At 68.1% G+C, this 22,619-nt stretch carries 21 protein-coding genes; 12 read left to right on the forward strand and 9 right to left on the reverse strand.

Annotated elements, in window-relative coordinates:
• Positions 1–32 precede the first annotated feature (32 nt).
• Both H0X95_RS21440 and H0X95_RS21445 read right to left on the reverse strand, forming a co-directional pair.
• On the reverse strand, positions 33–836 hold the full coding sequence (locus H0X95_RS21440) for an ABC transporter permease (protein ID WP_006485250.1): 804 nt from the start codon (positions 834–836) through the stop codon (positions 33–35).
• The gene (locus tag H0X95_RS21445) at positions 833–1,534 is read right to left on the reverse strand and encodes an ABC transporter ATP-binding protein (RefSeq protein WP_059723812.1); all 702 of its coding nucleotides are present in this window, start codon (positions 1,532–1,534) and stop codon (positions 833–835) included. Before H0X95_RS21445 ends, H0X95_RS21440 begins: the two co-directional genes overlap by 4 nt.
• 152 nt (positions 1,535–1,686) lie before the next feature.
• Here H0X95_RS21445 and H0X95_RS21450 point away from each other — a divergent pair, with 152 nt between their 5' ends.
• Positions 1,687–4,011, forward strand: coding sequence for an AsmA family protein (locus tag H0X95_RS21450; RefSeq protein ID WP_059723811.1), 2,325 nt, complete (start codon positions 1,687–1,689; stop codon positions 4,009–4,011).
• Between the two features lie 93 nt (positions 4,012–4,104).
• On the opposite strand, the gene H0X95_RS21455 is transcribed toward H0X95_RS21450, so the two are convergent.
• Positions 4,105–4,557, reverse strand: coding sequence for a lipocalin-like domain-containing protein (locus tag H0X95_RS21455; protein ID WP_034201722.1), 453 nt, complete (start codon positions 4,555–4,557; stop codon positions 4,105–4,107).
• Between the two features lie 168 nt (positions 4,558–4,725).
• Between H0X95_RS21455 and H0X95_RS21460 the strand changes: the two genes are divergently transcribed.
• The 6 genes from H0X95_RS21460 to H0X95_RS21485 all read left to right on the forward strand — a co-directional run bounded on the left by H0X95_RS21460 (position 4,726) and on the right by H0X95_RS21485 (position 11,459).
• Complete coding sequence (locus H0X95_RS21460; protein WP_006485248.1) at positions 4,726–6,318, forward strand: ABC-F family ATPase; 1,593 nt, start codon at positions 4,726–4,728, stop codon at positions 6,316–6,318.
• 232 nt (positions 6,319–6,550) lie between these two features.
• Entirely contained in the window at positions 6,551–7,300 is a 750-nt protein-coding gene (locus tag H0X95_RS21465; protein ID WP_059723809.1) for an FkbM family methyltransferase, read from the forward strand.
• Complete coding sequence (locus tag H0X95_RS21470; RefSeq protein ID WP_058901505.1) at positions 7,301–8,299, forward strand: phosphotransferase enzyme family protein; 999 nt, start codon at positions 7,301–7,303, stop codon at positions 8,297–8,299. It abuts the gene before it with no gap.
• A 1-nt stretch (position 8,300) separates the two neighbouring features.
• Positions 8,301–9,179, forward strand: a complete 879-nt coding sequence (locus H0X95_RS21475; RefSeq protein ID WP_058901504.1) for a 4Fe-4S cluster-binding domain-containing protein — start codon at positions 8,301–8,303, stop codon at positions 9,177–9,179.
• Entirely contained in the window at positions 9,176–10,243 is a 1,068-nt protein-coding gene (locus H0X95_RS21480) for an asparagine synthase-related protein (protein ID WP_059723807.1), read from the forward strand. Before H0X95_RS21475 ends, H0X95_RS21480 begins: the two co-directional genes overlap by 4 nt.
• Positions 10,244–10,250: 7 nt before the next feature.
• Entirely contained in the window at positions 10,251–11,459 is a 1,209-nt protein-coding gene (locus tag H0X95_RS21485; RefSeq protein ID WP_059723805.1) for a glycosyltransferase, read from the forward strand.
• On the opposite strand, the gene H0X95_RS21490 is transcribed toward H0X95_RS21485, so the two are convergent.
• Positions 11,416–12,105: a cephalosporin hydroxylase family protein gene (locus tag H0X95_RS21490; RefSeq protein WP_043205648.1), complete on the reverse strand. Its 690-nt coding sequence runs from the start codon at positions 12,103–12,105 to the stop codon at positions 11,416–11,418. The two genes, H0X95_RS21485 and H0X95_RS21490, sit on opposite strands and share 44 nt — an antisense overlap.
• A 25-nt stretch (positions 12,106–12,130) precedes the next feature.
• On the opposite strand from H0X95_RS21490, the gene H0X95_RS21495 reads away from it, so the two are divergent.
• Positions 12,131–13,108: a phosphotransferase gene (locus tag H0X95_RS21495; protein ID WP_059723803.1), complete on the forward strand. Its 978-nt coding sequence runs from the start codon at positions 12,131–12,133 to the stop codon at positions 13,106–13,108.
• Here the strand turns inward: H0X95_RS21495 and H0X95_RS21500 are convergent.
• Together H0X95_RS21500 and H0X95_RS21505 are read right to left on the reverse strand one after the other, a co-directional pair.
• The gene (locus tag H0X95_RS21500) at positions 13,105–13,701 is read right to left on the reverse strand and encodes a polysaccharide deacetylase family protein (protein ID WP_006485231.1); all 597 of its coding nucleotides are present in this window, start codon (positions 13,699–13,701) and stop codon (positions 13,105–13,107) included. The genes H0X95_RS21495 and H0X95_RS21500 overlap by 4 nt on opposite strands.
• 16 nt (positions 13,702–13,717) lie before the next feature.
• The gene (locus H0X95_RS21505) at positions 13,718–14,281 is read right to left on the reverse strand and encodes a hypothetical protein (protein ID WP_006485230.1); all 564 of its coding nucleotides are present in this window, start codon (positions 14,279–14,281) and stop codon (positions 13,718–13,720) included.
• A gap of 239 nt (positions 14,282–14,520) precedes the next feature.
• Here H0X95_RS21505 and H0X95_RS21510 point away from each other — a divergent pair, with 239 nt between their 5' ends.
• Positions 14,521–15,009 (forward strand): DUF2501 domain-containing protein, encoded by a 489-nt coding sequence (locus H0X95_RS21510; RefSeq protein WP_006493163.1) that lies wholly within the window; start codon positions 14,521–14,523, stop codon positions 15,007–15,009.
• Between the two features lie 151 nt (positions 15,010–15,160).
• Here H0X95_RS21510 and H0X95_RS21515 read toward each other — a convergent pair whose 3' ends face one another.
• Positions 15,161–15,526: a hypothetical protein gene (locus H0X95_RS21515; RefSeq protein ID WP_006488152.1), complete on the reverse strand. Its 366-nt coding sequence runs from the start codon at positions 15,524–15,526 to the stop codon at positions 15,161–15,163.
• A gap of 284 nt (positions 15,527–15,810) precedes the next feature.
• Here H0X95_RS21515 and H0X95_RS21520 point away from each other — a divergent pair, with 284 nt between their 5' ends.
• From H0X95_RS21520 to H0X95_RS21530, 3 genes are all read left to right on the forward strand, one after another.
• Positions 15,811–17,247 (forward strand): aldehyde dehydrogenase family protein, encoded by a 1,437-nt coding sequence (locus H0X95_RS21520; protein WP_059723802.1) that lies wholly within the window; start codon positions 15,811–15,813, stop codon positions 17,245–17,247.
• A 123-nt stretch (positions 17,248–17,370) separates the two neighbouring features.
• Positions 17,371–18,561, forward strand: coding sequence for an NAD(P)H-dependent flavin oxidoreductase (locus tag H0X95_RS21525; protein ID WP_006488150.1), 1,191 nt, complete (start codon positions 17,371–17,373; stop codon positions 18,559–18,561).
• 65 nt (positions 18,562–18,626) lie between these two features.
• Positions 18,627–19,265: an OmpW/AlkL family protein gene (locus tag H0X95_RS21530; RefSeq protein WP_006488120.1), complete on the forward strand. Its 639-nt coding sequence runs from the start codon at positions 18,627–18,629 to the stop codon at positions 19,263–19,265.
• 60 nt (positions 19,266–19,325) lie between these two features.
• Here the strand turns inward: H0X95_RS21530 and H0X95_RS21535 are convergent, their stop codons facing one another.
• Both H0X95_RS21535 and H0X95_RS21540 read right to left on the reverse strand, forming a co-directional pair.
• On the reverse strand, positions 19,326–21,770 hold the full coding sequence (locus H0X95_RS21535; RefSeq protein WP_125333290.1) for a fimbria/pilus outer membrane usher protein: 2,445 nt from the start codon (positions 21,768–21,770) through the stop codon (positions 19,326–19,328).
• A 28-nt stretch (positions 21,771–21,798) separates the two neighbouring features.
• Positions 21,799–22,536: a fimbria/pilus chaperone family protein gene (locus H0X95_RS21540; RefSeq protein ID WP_006488154.1), complete on the reverse strand. Its 738-nt coding sequence runs from the start codon at positions 22,534–22,536 to the stop codon at positions 21,799–21,801.
• Positions 22,537–22,619 lie beyond the last annotated feature (83 nt).

The following is a 22,619-nucleotide window of genomic DNA, read 5'->3' on the forward strand; positions in this document are numbered from 1 at the left end:
GCTGGCCGCGCCTCGCGCGCTGCAGCGACGCGTCAATGCGTGCGCTCTTCGAGTCGCGATGCGAGAAAGCGGTGATCGGCCGAGAACAGCCGGCGATAGGTCATCAGCACCGCGCCGACCGTGCCGAGCGCGGACGCCGCGGCGATCAGGAACATGATCACGATCTGGTAGCGCACGGCCTGCAGCGGCGACTGGCCGGCCAGCACCTGGCCCGTCATCATCCCCGGCAGGCTCACGACGCCGACCACCGCCATCTGGTTCAGCGTCGGCAGCATGCCCGCGCGCACGGCCTGGCGCGCGGCGTCCTGCGCGGCTTCCCAGCGCGTCGCACCGAGCGCGAGCGCGGTTTCGACGCGATCGCGGCGCGCGGTGAGCTCTTCCATCATTCGCTCGACGCCGAGCGATACGCCCGTCAGCGTATTGCCGAGGATCATCCCGAGGATCGGGATCGCGTATTGCGGCGCGAACCACGGATGGATGCGGATCACGACGAACAGCCCGACCGCCGCGACGAACCAGCTGCTGAACCAGATCGATGCGATGCTGTCGAGGCGCTGGCCGCGGTACGTGCGCTTGCCGCGCCCCGCACCGGCGAAACCGGCGATCAGCGTCATCAGCGCGGTGAGCGGCAGCACGACGTACCAGTGCGGATGGCCGAACACCCAGCCGAGCACGTAGCCGATCGCGAGCAACTGCACGACGGTGCGCACGGCCGCGAGCGCGAGCTTGCGACCGAGGCCGAGCGACAGCGCCGCCGAGATCGCGCCGTTGACCGCGACGAGCGCGGCCGCGATGCCGACGTCGACGAGGCTCAGGTCCTGCAGTGCCGGGCTCATTGCGCAGCCTCCGTCGGGTTGGCCGCGTGCAGCACGCCGGCCTGCATCACGAGCTGCATCGTGCCGATCCGCGCGGCCTGCGCGGGATCGTGCGAGATCCACATGTAGGCCCGTGCATCGGGCGCCGCGTCGAACCACGCGCCGACGAGCGCTTCGATCGCGCGTGCCGACTCGGGGTCGAGCGCGGAGGTCGGCTCGTCGAGCAGCAGCACGTCGGGATCGAGCTGCAGCACGCGCAGCAGCGCGGTAATCTGCGCTTCGCCGCCGGACAGGTCGCTCGCGCGTTTGTCGAGAAAGTCGGCGCCGCGACCGGCCTGCGCGGCGAGCGCTTCGACGCGCGCGCGATCGAACGCGACGTCGCGATAGATCGCGAGCGAATACGGATAGCGCAATTGCGACTCGACGGTGCCGTCCATCTGCGCGGGGCGCTGGCGGACATAGGCGACGCTGCGCCGGTAGCGCGGAATCGCACCGCGCCGGATCCGGCGGCCACGCCACAGGAGCTGGCCGCCATCGAGCGGATCGAGCAGCGCGAGCGCGCGCAGCAGCACGCTCTTGCCCGACCCGGACGGTCCCGTGATAGCAATTCGCGATCCCGCGGCGAGACTGAAATCGGTCGGGGCCAGCAAGGTCTTGCCGCTGCTGGCGTCGCGCCGCGTGATGTGCCGCGCATCGATGAGGCCGGTGGGGGAGGTCATGTCACAAATGAAAAAAAGCGTTAATGGCGCCGAAAGGCCGCCACGTCGTGCGTCATAATACCGATTGAAAAGCCGCAGTTGTCGTGCGCCGTTCGTCCACGCAAGCGGCCCGGCATCGTGCGGCAACGCTTCAGAACAACAACGGAACCGCCATGACGCTAACCCGAGCCATCGGCAAATCGGCTGCATGGATCGTCGGTATCGTCGCGGTGCTCATCGCGGCGGCCGGCGTCTTTCTCTTCACGTTCGACTGGAACCGGGCGAAACCGTGGGTCAACGAACAGGTGAGTGCCGCACTCGGCCGCCCGTTCGCGATCAACGGCGACCTCAAGGTCGGCTGGCGTCGCCCCGATGGCGAGACCGGCTGGCGCGCATGGGTGCCCTGGCCGAGCTTCTCGGCCACCCAGCTCGAGATCGGCAATCCCGACTGGGCGAAGGCGCCCAAGTTCGTCACGCTCGATGCCGCACACTTCGATCTCGCGATCCTGCCGCTGCTGGCACATGAAATCGTCATCCCGTCGATCGACGTCGTGAATCCTGCCGTCGATCTCGAGCGGCGCGCGGACGGCACCAATACGTGGACCTTCCAGTTCAAGCAATCGTCGCAGCCTTCGCGGTGGAAGGTGCGGCTCGACAGCTTCGGGTTCGCGAAGGGCACCGTCACGTATCGCGACGCGATCACGAAGGCCGACCTGACCATCGCGATCGATACGCTCGGCCAGCCGATCCCGCTCGGCGACGTGCTGAAGGAGCAGGAGCAGACGTCGCGTGCGGCGTCGGCGCAGCGCGTCGGCAAGCACGGCGCCGCGCAACTGGGTGCGAAGGCCGATGCGCAGGCCGCGTCGAGCGCGTCGGCTCCGAGCGCGGCTGCGTCGTCGGGGGCATCGGGTGCGCGTGCGGTTGCTTCGGCTGCTGCCGGTTCGGCGGGTTCATCGGCTGCGTCGGGTGCGTCGGGTGCGTCCGCCGCGTCCGTGCGTTCCGCATCGACGGCGACTGCCGCGTCCGGCGCGAGCGGGGCCGCGGCGCCCGCGAAACCGTCCGGTCCGACCTATGCATTCGGGCTGAAGGTCGACGGCCGCTACAAGAACGTGCCGATCAACGGTACCGGCAAGGTCGGCGGCGTGCTCGCGATCCAGGATACGTCGCGGCCGTTCCCGCTGCAGGCCGACGTGAAGGCCGGCGATACGCGGCTCGCGATCGTCGGCACGCTGACCGACCCGATGCATCTCGCCGCGCTCGACTTGCGGCTGTGGCTGCAGGGCACGTCGATGTCGCACCTTTACCAGCTCACCGGCATCACGCTGCCCGATACGCCGCCGTACGCGACCGAAGGGCGCTTGATCGGCAACTTCAAGCCGCATGCGAGCACCTTCCGCTACGAGAACTTCAACGGTCGCGTCGGCGGCAGCGATCTCGGCGGCACGCTCACCTGGGCGCAGCGCGAACCGCGTCCGAAGCTGTCGGGCGAACTCGTGTCGAACCTGCTGCAGTTCTCCGATCTCGCACCGGTGATCGGCGCCGATACGGCCGCGAGCAAGGCCAAGCGCGGCGACACGACGCGTCAGCCGCCCGACCGCGTGCTGCCGGTGGCGACGTTCCGTACCGAACGCTGGAGCGCGATCGACGCGGACGTGAAGTTCACCGGCCGCAAGCTGATCAAGAGCCCGCAGTTGCCGATCACCAACCTGTACACGCACATCCTGCTGCAGGACGGCGTGCTGTCGCTCGAGCCGCTGCAGTTCGGCGTCGCGGGCGGCACGCTCGCGACCAACGCGCATCTCGACGGCAGCCGCACGCCGCTCAAGGGCCGCTTCACGCTGGCCGCGCGGCATCTGAAGCTCAAGCAGCTGTTCCCGACGCAGAAGGTGATGCAGACGGCGCTCGGCGAAATCAACGGCGACGCGTCGCTGTCGGCAACGGGCAATTCGCCGGCCGCGCTCGCGGCGACGTCGACCGGCGAAGTGAAGGCGCTCATCACCAACGGCCGGATCAGCCGCTTGCTGATGGAGGCCGCGGGGTTGAACGTTGCGAACGTGGTCTACGAGAAGCTGTTCGGCAACCGCGACGTCAACATCAACTGCGCGGCGATCGATTTCGCGGCGACCGACGGCATGCTCGACCCGAAGGTGTTCGCGCTCGATACCGACGATGCGCTCATCAACGTCGACGGCCCGATCAACCTGCGCGACGAATCGCTCGACCTGAAGATCCATCCGCACACGAAGGGCTTCCGGATCTTCTCGCTGCGCTCGCCGTTGTATGCGAAGGGCACGTTCAAGAACCCGAAGGTCGGCGTCGATGCGGGCGCGCTTGCCCTGCGCGCCGGCGCGATGGTCGGCCTCGGGCTGATCAACCCGTTCGCGGCGCTGATCCCGCTGATCGCGCCGAGCAACAACCGCGACGTGCCGTGCTCCGAACTGTTCGGGCAGATGAAGGCGAAGGCGGCGCAGCAAGCGGCCAAGAAGGCCGGCAAGTGACGCGCAGCCGCGGGAGCGGCATGCGCGATGGTGCGGCATCGGTATCATGGCCGCGGCCGGCCGCGCGACGGCCGTGCTGCGCCCCAGGCACGCTCAGCGGCCGGCGCGTGCCCAGACGATCACCGGCTCGACCTCCCGGCCGTCGATCCGAACCGGTCCGGCCGTGCTGAGCTGCAGCCGGTTGCCGTCCAGGCTGACGACACGCTGCTGGACGTTACCGATCCAGTTCGGATACAGGCTGACGTCCATTTCATGGGTCAACATGCCGTCGTCGTCGACATTAAAGGGGCCTGAATACGCGATGTAGCCGCGCGCCGCGGCCGCGCGCTCCTCGACGCTGCCGCCCTGCAGGTCGCCGTCCGCGTAGGGCGGGCGGCCGGCCGCCATCAGCTGCGCGGACATGTAGCCGTCGGGCGTGTACAGGATCCAGCCGCGCGCGTCGCGGCCGAGCGGATAGGTGACGGTGCTGCCGTCGCGTGGGCGGATTTCGTAGGACACGAGGCGCCATGCGCCGACGAGTTGTTCGCGAAGCTGGCTGGCGAGCATGCGGGATTCCGGTGAGACGGCGGTGCAGCGCGTGCCGTCGTATTGACGGGCCGCCGGCGCCGGGCCTGAGGCCGGGAATACGCCGCCGGGACGGTGCGGTCGGCAGTTTCTCCGACACCTGCTAAAATACACGGTTTTCCGTCGATTTCTCTCTTAACGGGACCTGCCGTGCTTTCTACTGCCAACATCACGATGCAATTCGGGCCGAAGCCCTTGTTCGAGAATATCTCGGTCAAATTCGGCGAGGGCAACCGCTACGGTCTGATCGGCGCGAACGGCTGTGGCAAGTCGACCTTCATGAAGATCCTCGGCGGCGACCTCGAGCCGAGCGCCGGCAACGTCGCGCTGGAGCCGAACGTCCGCCTGGGCAAGCTGCGCCAGGACCAGTTTGCGTACGAAGACGTGCGCGTGCTCGACGTCGTGATGATGGGCCACACCGAGATGTGGGCCGCGATGACCGAGCGTGACGCGATCTACGCGAACCCGGAAGCCACCGACGACGACTACATGCACGCGGCCGAGCTCGAGGGCAAGTTCGCCGAATACGGCGGCTACGACGCCGAAGCGCGCGCGGGCGCGCTGCTGCTCGGCATCGGCATCGAGGAGAAGTTCCACAACGGCACGATGGCCGACGTCGCGCCGGGCTGGAAGCTGCGCGTGCTGCTCGCGCAGGCGCTGTTCTCGAAGCCGGACGTGCTGCTGCTCGACGAACCGACCAACAACCTCGACATCAACTCGATCCGTTGGCTCGAGCACACGCTCAACGAGTACAACTCGACGATGATCATCATCTCGCACGATCGTCACTTCCTGAACTCGGTGTGCACGCACATGGCCGACATGGATTTCGGCACGCTGAAGGTCTGGCCGGGCAACTACGACGACTACATGCTCGCGTCGGCCCAGGCGCGCGAGCGCCAGGCTGCGGCGAACGCGCGTGCGAAGGAGCGCGTGGCCGAACTGCAGGACTTCGTGCGCCGCTTCTCGGCGAACAAGTCGAAGGCGCGCCAGGCCACCAGCCGCGCGAAGCAGATCGACAAGATCAAGATCGAGGAATTCAAGCCGTCGTCGCGCCAGAACCCGTTCATCCGCTTCGAGTTCGAGAAGAAGCTGCACAACGTCGCGGTGGTCGCCGAAGAGATCACGAAGAAGTACGAGCGCACGATCTTCCAGAACTTCAACCTGTCGGTGCAGCCGGGCGAGCGCATCGCGATCATCGGCGAGAACGGCGCGGGCAAGACGACGCTGCTGCGCTCGCTGCTCGGCGCGCTGCCGCTCGATCACGGCACGGTGAAGTGGTCGGAGAACGCGAACGTCGGCTACATGCCGCAGGACACGTACGAGGAGTTCCCGAACGACATCACGCTGATGGACTGGATCGACCAGTACCGCAAGGACGGCGACGACGAAACGATGGTGCGCGGCACGCTGGGCCGCCTGCTGTTCTCGTCGGACGACATCAAGAAGTCGGTGAAGGTGCTGTCGGGCGGCGAGAAGGGCCGCATGATCTGGGGCAAGCTGATGCTCGGCCGCCACAACGTGCTGCTGATGGACGAGCCGACCAACCACATGGACATGGAATCGATCGAGTCGCTGCAGATCGCGCTCGAGCAGTTCGAAGGCACGCTGATTTTCGTGTCGCACGACCGTGAGTTCGTGAGCGGGCTGGCGAACCGGATCATCGAAGTGAAGACGGATGGCACGCTGTTCGACTTCGGCGGGAATTACGAGGAGTTCCTGACGAGTCAGGGGCAGGAGTAAGTGTCCTGAGGTTTTCTCCGGTCGTGGGTGCACGGTAGGCATACCGGACGGAGCGAATCATCAGAACCGCTACAAGCCCGCATCGACAGTAATGTCGATGCGGGCTTTTTCATATCCACTGCGGTAAAACGCGACCGCATCGCGCATCCGAGTTTCCTCCGCGTAATCGACTTCAGGTAAATTACCCACCCAACGCCCCATCATTCCCCATTTCACCCCGGAGCCGCCCTCGATGCAGGACCATCCTCGACCGCTCGACCTGTCCGGCCTTGCGCCCAGCCTGTACGCGCAGGGCACCGAGGAGGCCATCCTGTCGCGCCTGATGGAGCGGATCGTGCCCACCAACCGCTTCTGCGTCGATATCGGCGCGAGCGACGGCCTGCGCAACAGCAACACGGCGCGGTTGCTGCGTGAACACGATTGGGCCGGCGTACTCGTGGAAGGCAGCGCATACCGGTTCGGCAAGCTCACCGCCCACTACGCGGGCGTGGAGCGCGTCCGCCTGCATCACGATCGCGTCCAGCCCGACACGGTCGACCGACTGCTCACCGACGCGAACGTACCGGCCGACTTCGACCTGCTGTCGATCGACATCGACGGCAACGATTACTGGGTGTGGCGTGGGCTGCAAGCGTTTGAGCCGCGCATCGTCGTGATCGAATACAACCCGTACTACACGCCGCCCGAGCGGTGGGTCATGTGCTTCAATCCGGACCACGAATGGGACGGCTCGACCTATTACGGCGCGAGCCTCGAATCGCTCGTGCATCTCGGCCGCGATAAAGGCTATGAACTCGTCTGTTGCGACGACATGGGCAACAACGCATTCTTCGTGCGACACGACCTGTACCCGCTGCTCGGCATCGCGAACAACGATCCGTCGGTGTTGTTCCGGCCGGCGATGTACAAGCTGCGCTACGTCGGACACAACACGTTTCTGACGGGCCATCCGTATCGGCACGGGCCGGCCGAGCACATCTGAATGGATTCGCTCGCCGTCACCTTCGACGAGATTCGCGGCGCGTACGACCTCGGTCGCGGCGGGCCGCCGACGCAAGTGAGCGAACGGGTGTGGCATCTGCCGACCAGCGGCGGCGCGGGCGTGGCAGTGAAACTCTATGCGCTCGAACACCATGCGCGCGCAGTCAAGGAAACCGCCGTGCTCGCGCATCTGGAAACGCATGACGACCTCCGTTTTCATGTGCAGACGCTCGAGCGCACGACGTCCGGCGCATCGCTGTGGTCAGGGCAACATGCGCACGCGATGCTGACGCGCTGGGAAGCCGGGCAATTCAAGACCTACGATACGTTCTCGCCAGCCGAATGGGATGCGCTCGGCGCGAGTCTGGCCGCGTTGCACGTGAGCCTCGAACGACTGCATCTGCCGTCGCTCGATACGATCCGTGCGCGACTGACGTCGATCGACGCGGATGCGGTACGCCGGAACCTGCTGGATGCACTCGATCGAGCCGATGCGAACGCCGCCGACGCGACGAACCTGCGCCGCTACGTCGATCTCGCGCTGCGCATGCTCGACCGCTACTATCCGGGCAGCATCGAAGCGTTTCCGGCCGACGATCCGCAGCACCCGATCCACAACGATTACAACCAGTTCAACTATCTGTTCATGGGCACGCTGCCGCCGCTGATCGTCGACTGGGAAGCGTCGATCGGCGCGCCTCGAGAATACGAGCTGGTGCGCTGCCTGAATCATTTGCCGCTGGAAGCGCCGCACCTCGCGCAAGCATTCGTGCGTGCTTACCAGCGGGTGCGGCCGGTGAACCCCGCGCACATCGCGTGGGCGGTCGATGCCGCGTGCGTGCAGCACGCGCTCAAGCTGTGGATCGTGCAAGGCTGGCTTCACGATCCGTCGTGCTTCGCGTCGCACCTGAACGGCGCGGTGACGATGGCGTCCGCGATGGTGGACGCGCGTGGCCATCTGATCGATTTCTTTTCCCGTTGCGTGGAAGCAGGAAGCTGATGTGAGTGCGAATCCGAACCAGATCCCGAATCCGCCGCGCTCCGGCGAGCGGCAACACGTGTTTCCGCCGCCGCTGGATCGCGATTACCGCGTCGAGGACGGGCGCGTGCAGACGCGCTCGCTGGAAGCGCATATCGTCGATCACTGCAACCTGACCTGCGCGGAATGCTGCTCGCTGTCGCCGCTGTTGCCCGAGTGGTACGCGAGCCCCGCATCGATCGAAGCCGATCTGCGCAAGGCCGCGAAGGTGTTGCGCCCGCGCATGTTCAAGCTGGTCGGCGGCGAGCCGTTGCTGCATCCGGCGCTCGTCGAAATGATCGAGCGCGTACGCGCGACCGGCATCGCGCCCGTGATCTCGGTCACGACCAACGGCCTGAAACTCGGCGAGATGCCCGACGCGTTCTGGCAAGCGGTGGATGCGCTGACGATCTCGCGCTATCCGAAGCCCGCGCTTTCCGCCGACCTGGTCGCGCATGTCGAGCGCCAGGCCGCGCGCTTCGACGTGCGCCTGAACTGGAAGGTGCAGGACGTGTTCACGACGATGAACCGCGCCCAGCCGGGCACGGATCGCGACGAAGCCCGACGCCTTTACCACGATTGCTGGATTCGCGAGCGCTGCCATATGATTCGCGACGGCATGTTCTACACGTGCACGCGCCCCGCGCATTTCCATACGCTGTACCAGGGCGAGAAGGATTTTCAGGCCGATGGCCTGCCGTTGCGCGACGATGCGGGCATGCTCGACGCGATGCTCGCCTATCTGCAACGCGAGGCGCCGCTCGAAGCGTGCCTGCATTGTCAGGGCGGCAGCGCGCCGGTGGCGCCGCATCGCATCCTCAAACGCATTGAAGTGGACACCTTGAAGGCTCGTTATCCATGATCGTCGGCACGCGCGACCCGTTCGGTTTCGATCGTCTGCACTACCATCCGCGCAGCGGCGTGTCGGCGTCGGGTATCCGCGCCGTATTGCGGGCGTCGGGGCAACCGGCCGGCGCGCCGGACGCGGCCGCCATCGCGGGCTACCTGAGCGGCGAGCGCCTCGTCGGCCGCACCGTGCTGCGCGACGTGCTCGCGGTGCCGCCCGGCCATGCACTGATCCGATCGCCGCAGGGGCTGACGGTGCAGCCGGCGCCCGGGCGGCCGCAGCCCGCCGATCTGGGCACCGCGCTGCGCGCGTCGCTGCAGCGCGCGCTCGACAGCGGCAAACGGGTCGCGCTGGCGCTGAGCGGCGGGCTCGATTCGGCGCTGCTGCTCGCGTTGCTGCGCGAGCTCGGCGCATTGCGGCACGTGACGGCCTACATCCTCGTGACCGACATGCCCGATTACTGCGAACGCGACGCGGCGCTCGAATTCGCCACGCAGATGCAGGCGAACGTGAAGATCGTGCGCGCGACCGAGGCCGATTTCATCGCGGCGCTGCCGAGAACGACCCATGCGGTCGAGGAGCCGATGTTCAACCTGCATCCGGTCGCGAAGCTGCTGCTGGCCGAGGCGATGGCGGCGGACGGCGTCGAGGTCGCGATAACCGGCGACGGTGCGGATCAGGTATTGCGCCGCGACCGGTCGGCCAACTATCTGCCGCTGTGTCACGCATTGTTCGACGCCGCGTCGGTGGATCTGCATCCGCCGTTCGTCGATGCCGCCGTCGTCGCGCATCTGACGAGCATCGCGCCCGATCCGAACAAGCAGTGCCTGCGCGATCTCGGGGCGCGCCTGAACCTGCCGGACCGCCTCGTGCACGGTCCCAAGCGCGGGCGGCTCGCGCCGGCGATGGATCTCGCGACGCTGCTCGATCGCGACCGCACGCATGCGCTGGCCGACACGCTCGGCGTGGCCGCGCCCGCTTTGCAGACGGATACCGAACGCGTGCTGTGGACGACGCTGACCCTGATCCTCGATCATCTCGATCGCCTTCATCCCGATGCCGTGCATCGCCCCACCTGAGCCGTTCATGAAACGCATCCTGTTCTGCGTGGTGCCCGAGAAGGGCCACGTCAATCCGTGCATCGGCCCGGCCCAGCATCTGCGCGCCGCCGGTTGCGACGTCGCGTTCTATGCGCCGGCCGACATCAGCGACCAGCTCGACGGCGCCGGCGGTTTCGCGTTCGTCGGGCCGCGCGAGACGCCCGCGCGCCACGACCTGTCGCGCGGCGCAAGCTTCGCCGCGAACATTCGCGACGCCGACTGGCTGCGGCACTGGATCCGCACGCTGCTGATCGACCTCGCGCCCGCGCAGGTGGACGGCATCCGCGCGGTGCTGCGCGAATGGCAGCCTGACGTGGTCGTGATCGATCCGCTGCTCTATGCGGCGGCGATTGCCGCGGAGCTGGAAGGGCTGCCGTGGGTGTCGATGTCGAATTCGCTGAATCCGGTGCTGCCGGACGATCTCGATTCGGAGCTGCTGCGCACGGTGCGATGGCTCGCACCGGAACGCACGCGCCTGTTCGCGCGCTACGGCCTCGACGCACGCTTCCGCGGTTGCGACGTGCTGTCGCCGCACCTGACGCTCGCGTTCGCGACCGACGCGCTGGTCGGTGCGCCGCCCGCGGGTGTCGAACTGGTCGGCCCTGCGATGCCGTCGGGCCCGCGCGGCGACGAGACGGCGTTCCCGTGGGAGCGCCTCGACGCGGATCGGCCGCTCGTCTACATGTCGCTCGGCAGCCAGCTTTACTACCATCCGGACCTGTTCGCGAAGGTGATCGACGCGACGCGCGCGACGTCCGCGCAACTGGTGCTGTCGGTGGGTGAACTGGTCGATTCGGATCTGCTGCCGGCCGGTGACGCACGCGTGATCGCGGTACGTTACGCGCCGCAACTGGCGCTGCTGCGGCGCACGCACGCGTTCGTCAGCCACGGCGGCGCGAATTCGGTGATGGAGTCGCTCGCGTGCGGCGTGCCGATGCTGCTGTCGCCGTTCTGCAACGACCAGTTTCATTCGGCGCACTTCGTCGAGCGGGCCGGTGCGGGCTGCGTGCTCGATCTGCAGCAGGCGGGTGTCGCGGACATTACCGATGCGCTCGAACGCCTGTTACGCGCCGGACCGTTGCGCGAACACGCGGCGCGGATCCGCGACAACTATGCGGCGCGCGACGGCTCCGCGCAAGCCGCGCGCCTGATCAGCGCACTCGCTTCAGGAACCCGCCTGGCGACAGCGTCATGAGCACGCGGTCCTCGATGTCGTGGTCGACTTCGAAGCGATCGTCGCGGGCGAGGAATTCGCGTGTGGCCGTGGCCGGGTTGTTGCCGCGGCCGTACGGCTTGCCGTCGAACATCGACTCGGGCAGATACTCCATGATGGTGTCCATCACGATCGCGTAGCTGCCGCGCGTCACGAATGGCGCATAGCATTCGAGTTCGCGCAGCACGTGCGCGTGCGTATGCGTGAGATCGAGGATCGCCATCACGCGCGCGCCGTCGTCGATTTGCGTACGTACCGATGCAAGCGTGTCGGGCGCGCACGATTCGCCTTCGATCAGCACCATGCGATCGGCGAGGCGGTGCGATTGCAGGCGCTGGCGGACCTCGTCGCGCAGGCGCGGCTCGATTGCGACGACGCGGCCGTGATTGCCCGCGAGTTCCAGCATCGACGCGGTGAACACCACGCCGCCGCCCGCCGCGATGCCGGTCTGAACGATGCAGTCGGGGCGCTCGCGCCAGATCAGTTCCTGCAGCGCGAGCATGTCGCCGGGCAGATGGAAGAAGCGCTCGCCGAGCCAGCGGGTCTGGAACAGGTGGCCGAATTCGGCGGCGCGCGTCAGCCATTCGATGTTGATGTCCCGCATGCGGGCCGAAGGACGCTCTGACATGGTCAATGCAACGAGTAGGAGTGACGTGAAAACGCTGGAACCGTGGCTTCACCGGTACTGGAACATCGGGCCGGCGCGCCTGCAGGCGCTGGCGTCGGGCCATACTAACAAAACGTATCTCGTCGAGGGCGATGCGGGGCGCGCGGTGCTGCGCGTGTCGTGGGCCGGCAAGCCGCTCGGGCAGATGCAGCGCGAGGCGTCGATCCTCGGCCGTCTCGGCGCGGCACGCACGACGGCGCCGCGGCTGCCCGCGCTGCCGCGGCTGCGGCCGACCGTCGACGCGCGAACCGGCGTGCGGCTGCCCGACGGACGCTGGCTGCATCTGTTCGAGCATATCGACGGCCGTCCCGGCCTGCCGGACGACCCGCACGCGGGGGCGACCGATGCGATGCGCACGCTCGCGCATCTGCATACGGCACTGGCCGCGATACCCGCGATACCCGCGAGCGAAGCGGCGCCGCTGGCGTGGCTGTCCGCGCGGCATGCGCGCGTCGCGGCGCGCGCGATGCCGTCGCTGCCGGGCGATTTGAACGATGCCTACGACACGGTGATCCGCCGGATCGGCGCGCATCTCGACGCGGCGGCGGCGTGGCTGACGGGGCCGGCGCATTGGCTGCACGGCGACTATCACGCGGGCAACCTGCTGTACGTCGGCAACGCGGTGAACGGCGTGCTGGATTTTGACGACGTGGGCCAGGGCGCGCCATGGCTCGAGGCGGCCTTTGCGTCGTTCGCGCTGTCGCGCGATGCGGACCGGGACGATGGCTTGGTGTTCGACCGCGGGCGATGGGTGGCCAGTCTCGACGCTTATGCGGCGACGCGCCCGGATGCGGCGCCGGCTTGGCTGCGCGACCACTACGACGCGCTGACGACGCTGTTCTGCGCGGACCAGACGCTGATCCATCTCGAAGCCGCGCAGCGCGGGTTGTGGATGCCCGGGCCCGGCATCGGATTTCTCGGCGGCTGGCGGCAGTTGCTGGATGGGGCGGTGCCCGCGGGCTAACGGGGCGTGGCGGCAGCGCGCTGCCGGTTCAGGAACAGCCGCACCGCTTCGACCGTGTGGGGCCGCGCGTCGCCGTGCCGCGATCCGTCGTGCAGGCAGAACAGCACGTCGCGATGCTGCGCCGCGCAGGCATCGGCATGCGCGCACATCGCGTCGAACAGCGCGTGCGGCGACGGCGCCGGCCGTTGCCAGTCGTCCAGTATCGCGGTCCAGCCCGTGTGTTCGCGTTGCGCGCGCGCGAGCACGGCCGCGCGACCGTCCTGCGGCATCAACCCGTATGGAAGGCGCAGCGGGATCGTGTCCGGCGCGGCAAGGCCGGCGCGACGGTACACGTCGCGAATCAGCGCGTCGGTCGTGTCGATCTCGTCGATCAGCGCGGCGTCGGCGAGCGCGCCCGGTTTCGCGTGCGAATACGTATGGTTACCGAGCCGGTGGCCGTCGCGCGCGATTCTCGTTGCGACGTCGAGCGCGCCCGCGAGATGCTTGCCGAGCACGAAGAAGGTCGCCGTGCACGATGCGTCGTGCAGCACGTCGAGCAGCGCAGGCGTCGAGGGGCCGGGGCCGTCGTCGAAACTGAGGTGAATGGTCGTCATGGCTGGCCCGGGCCGCTTATTGAACCGGCTCGATGGCCAGCGGACACCGGCCGACCGGACGCAGCCGCGAGCCGGTCCATTCGTAGAAGAACCGGGCCGCTTTCGCGTAGCCGTCGTCGCACGCATCGTTGAAGCAGCCGGCGACGATCAGCAGCGTGCTGCCGGCACGGAAGTCGACACGTTCGTCGTCATTGCCCATCACGCCCGAGATGGATTTCACGCCGGGCATCGTGTACGTCGCGCCCGTGTCCTTGTCGACGATCGCGAAATTTCGGCAATCCGTTCCGCAACCCCAGATCGCGACGCGGTAGTGACCGGCAAAATTGGCCGGTTGCGCGAATTCGTCGCGAATGACGGTGCGGTACAGGCGCGCTTCCTTGCTGGTGAGCCGAGGCGTGGCAGCCGGCTTGCGCGGCGCACGGGCGGCGGCCGGTGCCGGATAACGGTCGAACGAAGGCGACGTGCAGGCCGAAGCCGTCGTGGCTACGGGCGCCGCAGCGGCGACATCGGTGGCACCGGCGCCGGCCATGAGTGCGGCCGATGCGCCGGCGATCAGCAAAAATCGATGGGCAAGCGCCACGCGAGGGTCATTCATGTTCGAGGTGGATGTCGGATCGCAGCGGTCAGGCGGCCGACGACGATTCTATGACGCTTCGCGCGGGCCTGCGACACGGAAACGCCCGTCAAGCATTGTCAAATCGCCGCGATATCACGATGCCTGACGTTTCACGCGGCGTCGAAGGCTGTCATGCCACGGTCGATTGAGTATCCTTGGATGCGATTCGCGGTACTCACGCAATCACAACCGGGAGGCTTTACATGAATGCACGTCTTTACCGCGCGACCGTTGCCGGCGCGCTGATCGGATTGCTCGCGCCGTTTTCGGTCGCCCACGCGCAACTGGGCGACGTCCTGAAACAGGTCGGCGGGGGCGGTGATTCCGGCGGCAGCGCGGGCGGGGCGCTCGGCAACCTCGGCGGCCTCGGCGGCGCGCTGACGGGCGGCGGCGGTGCGTCGCTGATGCCGGGCAGCACGGGCAACGTCGCGGGCCTGCTGCAGTTCTGCATCCAGAACAACTATCTCGGCGGCGCGACCGGCGGCGGCGCGGCGTCGGTGAAGGACGCGCTGATCGGCAAGCTCGGCGGCAACGCGTCCGCGTCGTCCGACAGTGGCTATACGAGCGGTGCGAGCGGGATTCTCGACGCAGGCAACGGCAGCAAGCTCGACCTGAGCGGCGGCGGCCTGAAGCAGCAGGTGACCAAGCAGATCTGCGACAAGGTGCTCACGCAGGCCAAGTCGCTGCTGTAAACGCATCGGCACGCGTTGCGCGTGCCGGCGCCGGGGCGGCGCACATGCGCCGTGCCCCGGCAGTCATTCAGGCCGTGACGTTCGTCACGGCGAACAGCGCGTATCCCGTCAGGCGATGCCGCGGCCCGCGCGCGGGCACGGTCCGCGCGGCTCAATCCGCCAGCCGCTTGTCCGCGAGCGCCTTGCAGCAGTCTTCGTACACCCATTGCACGAGTTTGGCCCGATAGTCGAGATCGTCGGTATCGACGATTTCCTCGACCGCGTCGCGCGCCCACGACGCGTCGACGAACCCCGCATGCCGCTTCGCGATGTCCTGCGCGAGCGCCGCGAGCCTGGCGACCGACAGCCAGTCGGCCTGGCGGTGATGGCGGTCGAGCCAGCGGTGCGCGGCCTGCACCTGGAACGCGGCGTCCGGCCATGATTCGTTGAGGTAAAACGCGCCGAGGTTGCCGCAGGTGAGCCAGCAAAGCAGCTCCAGGCGGTCTTGCGAGCCGAGGGTATGGGATGCGTCGGACATGGCAGCGCTCACGAAGTGCGTCGATTCCGGGCGGCGCCGGCCGCAACGGGCCGATGCCGATATTAAAAACATAGCACGATGCGGGCCCGGCCGCGCACCCGGGCGGATGCTGACGTGGCGGCGACCCGACGGATGCCGCGCCGGCCGTGTGCGGCGGGCGGCGGAGCACCGGCGCGACGGGGCGACGGGGCGACGGGGCGCCGGTCCTTTCGAATCGCTGTCATTCGTCACACCCGTCACCGAAACGCTCGCTAGAATGGCGGCTTCCCTGGAGGCGGAACACGATGAAAATCTACGACCAGTTCTACATCGACGGCGCATGGCGCAAACCGGCCGGCACCGGCACGATCGACGTGATCGACTCGGGCACCGAAGCCGTGATCGGCCGGATTCCCGAGGGCGTCGCGTCCGACGCACAGGACGCGATCCGCGCGGCGCGCGCGGCCTTCGACGCGTGGGCGGCCACGCCGGCCGCGACGCGCGCGGGTTATCTGCGCAAGATCGTCGAGCATCTGCAGGCGCGCAGCGAGGAACTCGCGCAGTCGATCACCGGCGAAGTCGGCATGCCGATCAAGCTGTCGCGCGCGATCCAGGTCGGCGGCCCGATCTACAACTGGAAGGCGTACGCGAAGCTCGCCGAATCGTTCGAATTCGAGGCCCGGGTCGGCAATTCGCTGGTGGTGCGCGAGCCGGTCGGCGTCGTCGCGGCGATCACGCCGTGGAACTACCCGCTCAACCAGATCACGCTGAAGGTCGCGCCGGCGCTCGCGGCCGGCTGCACGGTGGTGCTGAAGCCGTCCGAAGTCGCGCCGCTCAACGCGTTCATGCTCGCCGAAGCGATCCACGAGGCCGGGCTGCCGGCCGGCGTGTTCAACCTCGTGTGCGGGTATGGCCCGGTCGTCGGCGAGGTGTTGGCGACCGACCCGGACGTCGACATGGTGTCGTTCACCGGCTCGACGCGCGCGGGCAAGCGCGTGGCCGAACTGGCGGCCGCGGGCGTCAAGCGCGTCGCGCTGGAGCTCGGCGGCAAGTCGGCATCGGTGATCCTCGACGACGCCGATTTCGCGACGGCGGTGAAGGGCACCGTCAACGCGTGCTACCTGAACGCCGGCCAGACCTGCTCCGCGCATACGCGGATGCTGGTGCCGGAAGCTCGCTACGACGAAGCGCGCGAGATCGCGAAGGCCGTGGCCGAAACGTACGTCGCGGGCGACCCGCGGCAGGAGGCGACGCGCCTCGGCGCGCTGGCGTCGGCCGTGCAGCAGCAGCGCGTGCAGGCCTACATCCAGCGCGGGATCGACGAAGGCGCGGAACTCGTGACGGGCGGCACCGGGTTGCCGGAAGGGCTCGCGAAGGGCTTCTTCGTGAAGCCGACCGTGTTCGGCCGCGTCGATCCGAAATCGATGATCGCGCAGGAAGAGATCTTCGGGCCGGTGCTATCGATCATCACGTATCGCGATGAAGACGAAGCCGTGCGGATCGCGAACGATTCGCCGTACGGGCTCGGCGGCGCGGTGTGGGCCGGCAGCGACGAACGCGCGATGCGCGTTGCGCGCCGCATCCGCACCGGGCAGGTCGACATCAACGGCGGCACGTGGAACGGCGCCGCGCCGTTCGGCGGCTTCAAGCAGTCCGGGCACGGCCGCGAGAACGGCGTGTACGGGCTCGAAGAGTATCTCGAATACAAGTCGATGCAGTTGAAGCCGGCCAAGCCGGCCTGAGCGCCGCGCGCGGCCCGAACCGGAGACGGCACGTTCGCGTGCCGTTTTTTTATTGACGGCCGTCAAGGTGCGCGGCGGTGGATCGTCGATCATCGCGGTTCCGATGTTCCGACGAGGTTTCAGATGACCGTACGCACTTCCTTTCCGCCGCTGACGATTCGCGGCCGCACCTTGCTGCCCGTCGTGCAGGGCGGCATGGGCGTCGGCATCTCCGCGCACCGGCTGGCGGGCAGCGTCGCGCGCGAAGGCGCGGTCGGCACGATCGCGAGCATCGACCTGCGCCACCATCACGCGGATTTGCTCGAGCGTTGCCGCGCGCAACCCGATCGCGCGACGCTCGAAGCGGCGAACCTCGACGCGCTCGCGCGCGAGATCCGTCTCGCGAAAACGTACAGCGAAGGGCGCGGGATGATCGCGGTCAACGTGATGAAGGCGGTGAGCGCGCATGCGGACTACGTGCGGGTCGCGTGCGACGAGGGCGCCGACGCGATCGTGATGGGCGCGGGTCTGCCGCTCGACTTGCCCGACCTCACGCACGGGCACGACATCGCGCTGATCCCGATCCTGTCGGACAGCCGCGGGATCGCGCTGGTGCTGAAGAAGTGGATGAAGAAGGGGCGCCTGCCCGACGCGATCGTGATCGAGCATCCGGCGCACGCGGGCGGCCACCTCGGCGTCACGCAGATCGACGACATGCACGACGCTCGTTTCGATTTCGCGCGCGTGCTCGACGAGACCGCGCAGGTGATGGCGTCGCTCGGCATCGCCCGCGACACGATCCCGCTGATCGTGGCCGGCGGGATCAACAGTCACGATACGGTGCGCGCGGCGTTCGCGGCGGGCGCGGACGGCGTGCAGGTCGGGACGCCGTTCGCGGTGACCGAGGAAGGCGATGCGCATCCGCATTTCAAGCGCGTGCTCGCCGATGCGACGCCCGACGACATCGTCGAATTCGTCAGCGTGACGGGGCTGCCGGCACGCGCGGTGAAGACGCCGTGGCTCGATCGTTACCTGCGCAACGAGACACGCATTCGCACCAAGCTCGGCGCGCTGAAGCAGCGCTGCCCGACCGCGCTCGAATGCCTGAGCGTATGCGGCTTGCGCGACGGCATCGAGAAATTCGGCCACTTCTGCATCGATACGCGGCTCGCGGCCGCGCTGCGCGGCGATGTCGCGAACGGGCTGTTCTTCCGCGGCCGGGAGGCGTTGCCGTTCGGCCGCGCGATCCGCAGTGTGCGCGATCTGCTCGACCTGCTGCTGACGGGCAGTGCGACCGAGCCTGCGGCAAACCGTCCCACGTTTACGCTGGCTTGACCAATATCAAGATGACGAAAAGACCCTACAGGGAGAATGGAAACCATTCTTTGGGGGTCCGTACCATGCATAAAACGATTCGAACTTGTGTCACCGCTGCCGCCGTCGCGGCCACCATCGCGATGCCGTCGCTGTCGCACGCGGCGTCGCCGGGCGACGGCATCCATCAGGGTGACGTACTGGTTCGGCTTCGCGCGATCAGCATCCAGCCGAACGAGCGCGCGAGCGACACGCTCGGCGCGATCAACACGGGCGTGAACAACGCGATCGTGCCCGAGCTCGACTTCACGTACATGATCCGCGACTACCTCGGCGTCGAGCTGATCCTCGGCACGTCGCGGCATCAGTTGACGTCGAGTCTCGGCAATCTCGGCGGCGTGGGCGTGCTGCCGCCGACACTGCTGCTGCAGTATCACTTCAACCATGCGGGCAAGGTGCGCCCGTACGTCGGCGCCGGGTTGAACTACACGTATTTCTACAACAACGGGCTCAACGTCGGCGGTGAGGGCGTGTCGATCAACAAGAGCAGCTTCGGCCCCGCGCTGCAGTTCGGCGTGGACGTGCAGCTGACGAAGAAGGTGTTCATGAACGTCGACGTGAAGAAGATCTGGATGAGCACCGATGCGACGCTGGGCGACAAGGGCATCGGCACGCTGCACATCGATCCGCTGATCGTCGGCGTGGGCGTCGGGATGAAGTTCTAGACGCGACGGAACAAGAACAGAGTTGGGGTTGGCGGCATGGCGGTCGGCATGCCGCTTTTTTTATGTGCGGGCGTCGCGGGCGGTATCGGGTTCCGGCTCGCAGCGCGCGTCGGCCCGCTCGTAGTAGCGCGTCGTGACGGGCGGCCGGTCCGGCAGTGCGATCGTCAGCCGACAGTGCTGGCCGTCCGGCAGCACGACGCGCAGCGGCATGCTCAACTGCGCGCCCGCGAGCAGCAGCTTGCCCGCGCTCGCGGATACGGTCACGAACCGGTCGTCGTCGTCGATGACGGTCGACAGCACCGGCAACGCCGCGCCGTTCGCTTGCGTCACGGTCAGCAACACGCGCCGCGTCGTCTCGACGGCGAATTCGACACGGCTCACCGAGCCGCGACCTGCTTCGACGGTCTGCATGCCGTTCTTCAGATCGATATTGCGCGGCAGGTCTTTCGTCCTGATCCGGATGAAGGTTTGCGCGTATGCGGGCAGCGACGCGATGACGGCCCGGCCGCGCCGATCGGTCCAGACCGGGCCGGACGGCGTCGCGAGTTCGATGCCCGGCTGTTCGCGGACGCGCGCGAGCGCGAACGTGTCGCGAATCGCATACGGCGACAGCATGCCGGCGCCATCGATCCACGCGAGCGCGCCGCGCAGGTTGACGCTGAGCATCGAGCGGCCGGCGCCGAACACGCCCGCGTTGACGGTGGCGCGCGCATGGTTCGGCGTCGCGCTGACGCTCGCACGGATCGACGGCGACCGGCTCGCGGTGTCGTAGTCGGCCGCGACGCTGTAGTGGCCGGTACGGCCGAACGTGTCGGCGTAGCGTGCGCCGGAACGCACCGCATGGCCGTCGAGGTTCGCATAGGTGCCGACGTTGCGACGGCCGATCGGCACGCTCATGTTCACGTAGACCTGGGTGCCGCCCGCGCCGCGGCTGCCGAGCGTGCGGTTCACGTTCAGCGCGACCGATGCGCGTCCGAACGGACGCGTCCACGTGCCGGACACGCGCTGCAGCGCGGGGCCGTCGAACAGCCCGACGCGCGTGTAATCGAACGACAGCGCGCCGAGTGCGCGATCGTGCCAGCCGAGTGTGGTCGCGAACTGGGTATGCGAGGGTGGCGTGAAGGCGTCCAGCGACCGGACGGCGTCGGTCAGCTCCCGGTATCCGGGCGTGCGCCGCACGAACGACAGACTGGCGCGCAGCGCCGTGTCGAGCGTGTTCGCCAATGCGATGCGGGCCTGGGTGCCGCGTCGGGCGGCGGTGCGGCTGACGTCGATGCCGACGGCCGCACCGAGCCCGGCAAGCGGCGCGAATTCGACGCGCGCGGCGCCCGACTGCAACGGCGACGACGCGAGGATGCCGGCGCTCAGCCGCGCACGCTGCCGGATCTGCCAGCCGCGCGTGGCGGTCGCGAGCCACGGCGCTTGCGCGTATCCGTCGTTCTGCAGGCGGCCGACGGCGATCGCCAGCCCTTGCGCCGCCGCGAGCCCGGCGCCGGGCAGCGACGCGCCCGGCACGACGAAGTGCTGAACGCCGCCGGTTGCCTCGACCACCGTCACGTCGAGATCCGCGGCGCCGCTGACGAGCGGCAGGTCGCCCAGCGAAAACGGTCCGGGCGGCACCTGCGACGCGTGGATCAGCACGCCGAGCTGGCGCACCTCCACGCGTGCCTGCGTCCGGGCGATCCCGGTCACCCGGGCAGCGGCGCCGGGCGCGGCGGCCAGCGCTTCGTCGGGAAACGCCTGCACGCCGAACATCCGGCCCACCGTGAACAACGTCGATTGTGGAACGATCTGCCCGGCCTGCAGCGTCGTGCCGCGCGCGGCGAAGGTGCGCTGCGCGTATGCCGCCTGATGCTCGACGCCCATGCGGCCGTCCACCGACGTGACGATCTGGCTGCTGCGCACGATCCAGTCCGATGCGTTGAATCCGGCCTCGGTCGCGGCCTGCCAGTACTGCGACGTGCCGGCCGGATTGCGTGTCGTCATCGCAAGCACGTCGTAGTTGACCAGGCCGGCGAGACCGCCGCGTGCGAACGTATCCGGCGTGCGCGGGCGCGTATCGAGGGCGTCGGCCGGTACGACGAAATCGATCGCGCCGTCGGCCGGGCGCAACGTGACGATCGCCTGCGGATACGCGCGCCGGTAATCGTGGCAGGCGGTCGCGTCGCGGAACGTGTCGGGCGCGACAAGGCCGGCCGCACGCAACAGCTCGGGCGTGACGCACAGGTTGCCGTCGGTGTCGAAACGCGCATCGGCACGGCCGGCGCGCCGGCCGTTGACCGTCAGCCGGACGGCCGAGAGACCCGGCATGAAGCGCGGTGCGTGCGCGAAATAGCGGCTGGTCGTGGCGTCGATACCGTGCTCGCGCAACGCGCCTGCGTCGAATTCGAGCGCGTCGGTCGACGGGTGTGCGGGGCCGGCCGGCGCGGCGCACGGCGCGCTGCCCGCGCCGACGTACAGCCCGAGCGCGAGCAGTGCGTTTCGGCGATGAGCGGTGCGCGACATGGACGGTCCGAAAACGATGCCGTGCGGTCTACCGGTGCGAGGCCGCATCGGCCGCACGGGGCGCGAGCGCCGCGTCGTAGTGATCGACCGAGTAGCCGTAGACGGTGGCCGGGAAGATTCGTACCTGTTCGAGCGTTGCGGGACGCTCGGCGAGCGCGATCCGGCGGGTTTGCCCGGCCAGCACGTACGGCGCCGGCAGCGACACGATCTGCCGGGTCGGAAGCAGCTGCACTTTCTGTTCGAGGCGTACCACGTAGCGACTGTCGTTGCGCACGACCAGTTCGCCGCCTTCGACCGACCACTTCAACAACGTCCACGGTGCGTCGTTGCGCGCGAGATCGCGCGGCTGGATCAGCACGGGCAGGTTCTGGCGGATGATCGTCCGGATCTCGTTGCGGCCCGGACGCTGCGGCGGAATGCCCGAGAACGACGCGCGGGCGAGGCGCTGTGTGGCGAGCGGTGCGTCGCTGGCGAGGACGAACCGGACGAGCTGCACCGCACCGCCTTCGACTCGCGCGATCGGCGGGGTCACGACCACGAGCACGGCGTCGTCTTCGGGAATCGGTTCGATCGTCGTATGCAGCAGCGTCGGGTGATCGTCGGTGTTCTTGACCGAGATCGTGCCTTCGCCGTCGGCTTCGTCGACGATCACGACCGACGTTTCGGGCACGACGCCCATCGCGTGAACGGCGGCCGGGCCGAGCAGGCAACCGGCGAGCAGGGCGAGCGGGAAAAACCGCGGGAAATGGAGGGCTGGGAGGGTCATGGAACCGGCTGGCAGTTGGCGCAAGCGTGTGTCGCGCCGCCGCTTCGCGAAGCGGCGGCGCGGTCGACGCCTGTCAGGCGATC

The sequence above is a fragment of the Burkholderia sp. 9779_493 genome, from assembly GCF_015712215.1.
In the GTDB taxonomy this organism is placed as follows: domain Bacteria; phylum Pseudomonadota; class Gammaproteobacteria; order Burkholderiales; family Burkholderiaceae; genus Burkholderia; species Burkholderia cenocepacia.

Bases quoted from the DNA above. Each gene is read 5' to 3' on its own strand.
- H0X95_RS21440 (WP_006485250.1), bottom strand. From the start codon at position 836: ATGAGCCCGGCACTGCAGGACCTGAGCCTCGTCGACGTCGGCATCGCG.
- H0X95_RS21445 (WP_059723812.1), bottom strand. From the start codon at position 1,534: ATGACCTCCCCCACCGGCCTCATCGATGCGCGGCACATCACGCGGCGC.
- H0X95_RS21450 (WP_059723811.1), top strand. From the start codon at position 1,687: ATGACGCTAACCCGAGCCATCGGCAAATCGGCTGCATGGATCGTCGGT.
- H0X95_RS21455 (WP_034201722.1), bottom strand. From the start codon at position 4,557: ATGCTCGCCAGCCAGCTTCGCGAACAACTCGTCGGCGCATGGCGCCTC.
- H0X95_RS21465 (WP_059723809.1), top strand. From the start codon at position 6,551: ATGCAGGACCATCCTCGACCGCTCGACCTGTCCGGCCTTGCGCCCAGC.
- H0X95_RS21470 (WP_058901505.1), top strand. From the start codon at position 7,301: ATGGATTCGCTCGCCGTCACCTTCGACGAGATTCGCGGCGCGTACGAC.
- H0X95_RS21480 (WP_059723807.1), top strand. From the start codon at position 9,176: ATGATCGTCGGCACGCGCGACCCGTTCGGTTTCGATCGTCTGCACTAC.
- H0X95_RS21485 (WP_059723805.1), top strand. From the start codon at position 10,251: ATGAAACGCATCCTGTTCTGCGTGGTGCCCGAGAAGGGCCACGTCAAT.
- H0X95_RS21490 (WP_043205648.1), bottom strand. From the start codon at position 12,105: ATGTCAGAGCGTCCTTCGGCCCGCATGCGGGACATCAACATCGAATGG.
- H0X95_RS21500 (WP_006485231.1), bottom strand. From the start codon at position 13,701: ATGACGACCATTCACCTCAGTTTCGACGACGGCCCCGGCCCCTCGACG.
- H0X95_RS21510 (WP_006493163.1), top strand. From the start codon at position 14,521: ATGAATGCACGTCTTTACCGCGCGACCGTTGCCGGCGCGCTGATCGGA.
- H0X95_RS21515 (WP_006488152.1), bottom strand. From the start codon at position 15,526: ATGTCCGACGCATCCCATACCCTCGGCTCGCAAGACCGCCTGGAGCTG.
- H0X95_RS21520 (WP_059723802.1), top strand. From the start codon at position 15,811: ATGAAAATCTACGACCAGTTCTACATCGACGGCGCATGGCGCAAACCG.
- H0X95_RS21525 (WP_006488150.1), top strand. From the start codon at position 17,371: ATGACCGTACGCACTTCCTTTCCGCCGCTGACGATTCGCGGCCGCACC.
- H0X95_RS21530 (WP_006488120.1), top strand. From the start codon at position 18,627: ATGCATAAAACGATTCGAACTTGTGTCACCGCTGCCGCCGTCGCGGCC.
- H0X95_RS21535 (WP_125333290.1), bottom strand. From the start codon at position 21,770: ATGTCGCGCACCGCTCATCGCCGAAACGCACTGCTCGCGCTCGGGCTG.
- H0X95_RS21540 (WP_006488154.1), bottom strand. From the start codon at position 22,536: ATGACCCTCCCAGCCCTCCATTTCCCGCGGTTTTTCCCGCTCGCCCTG.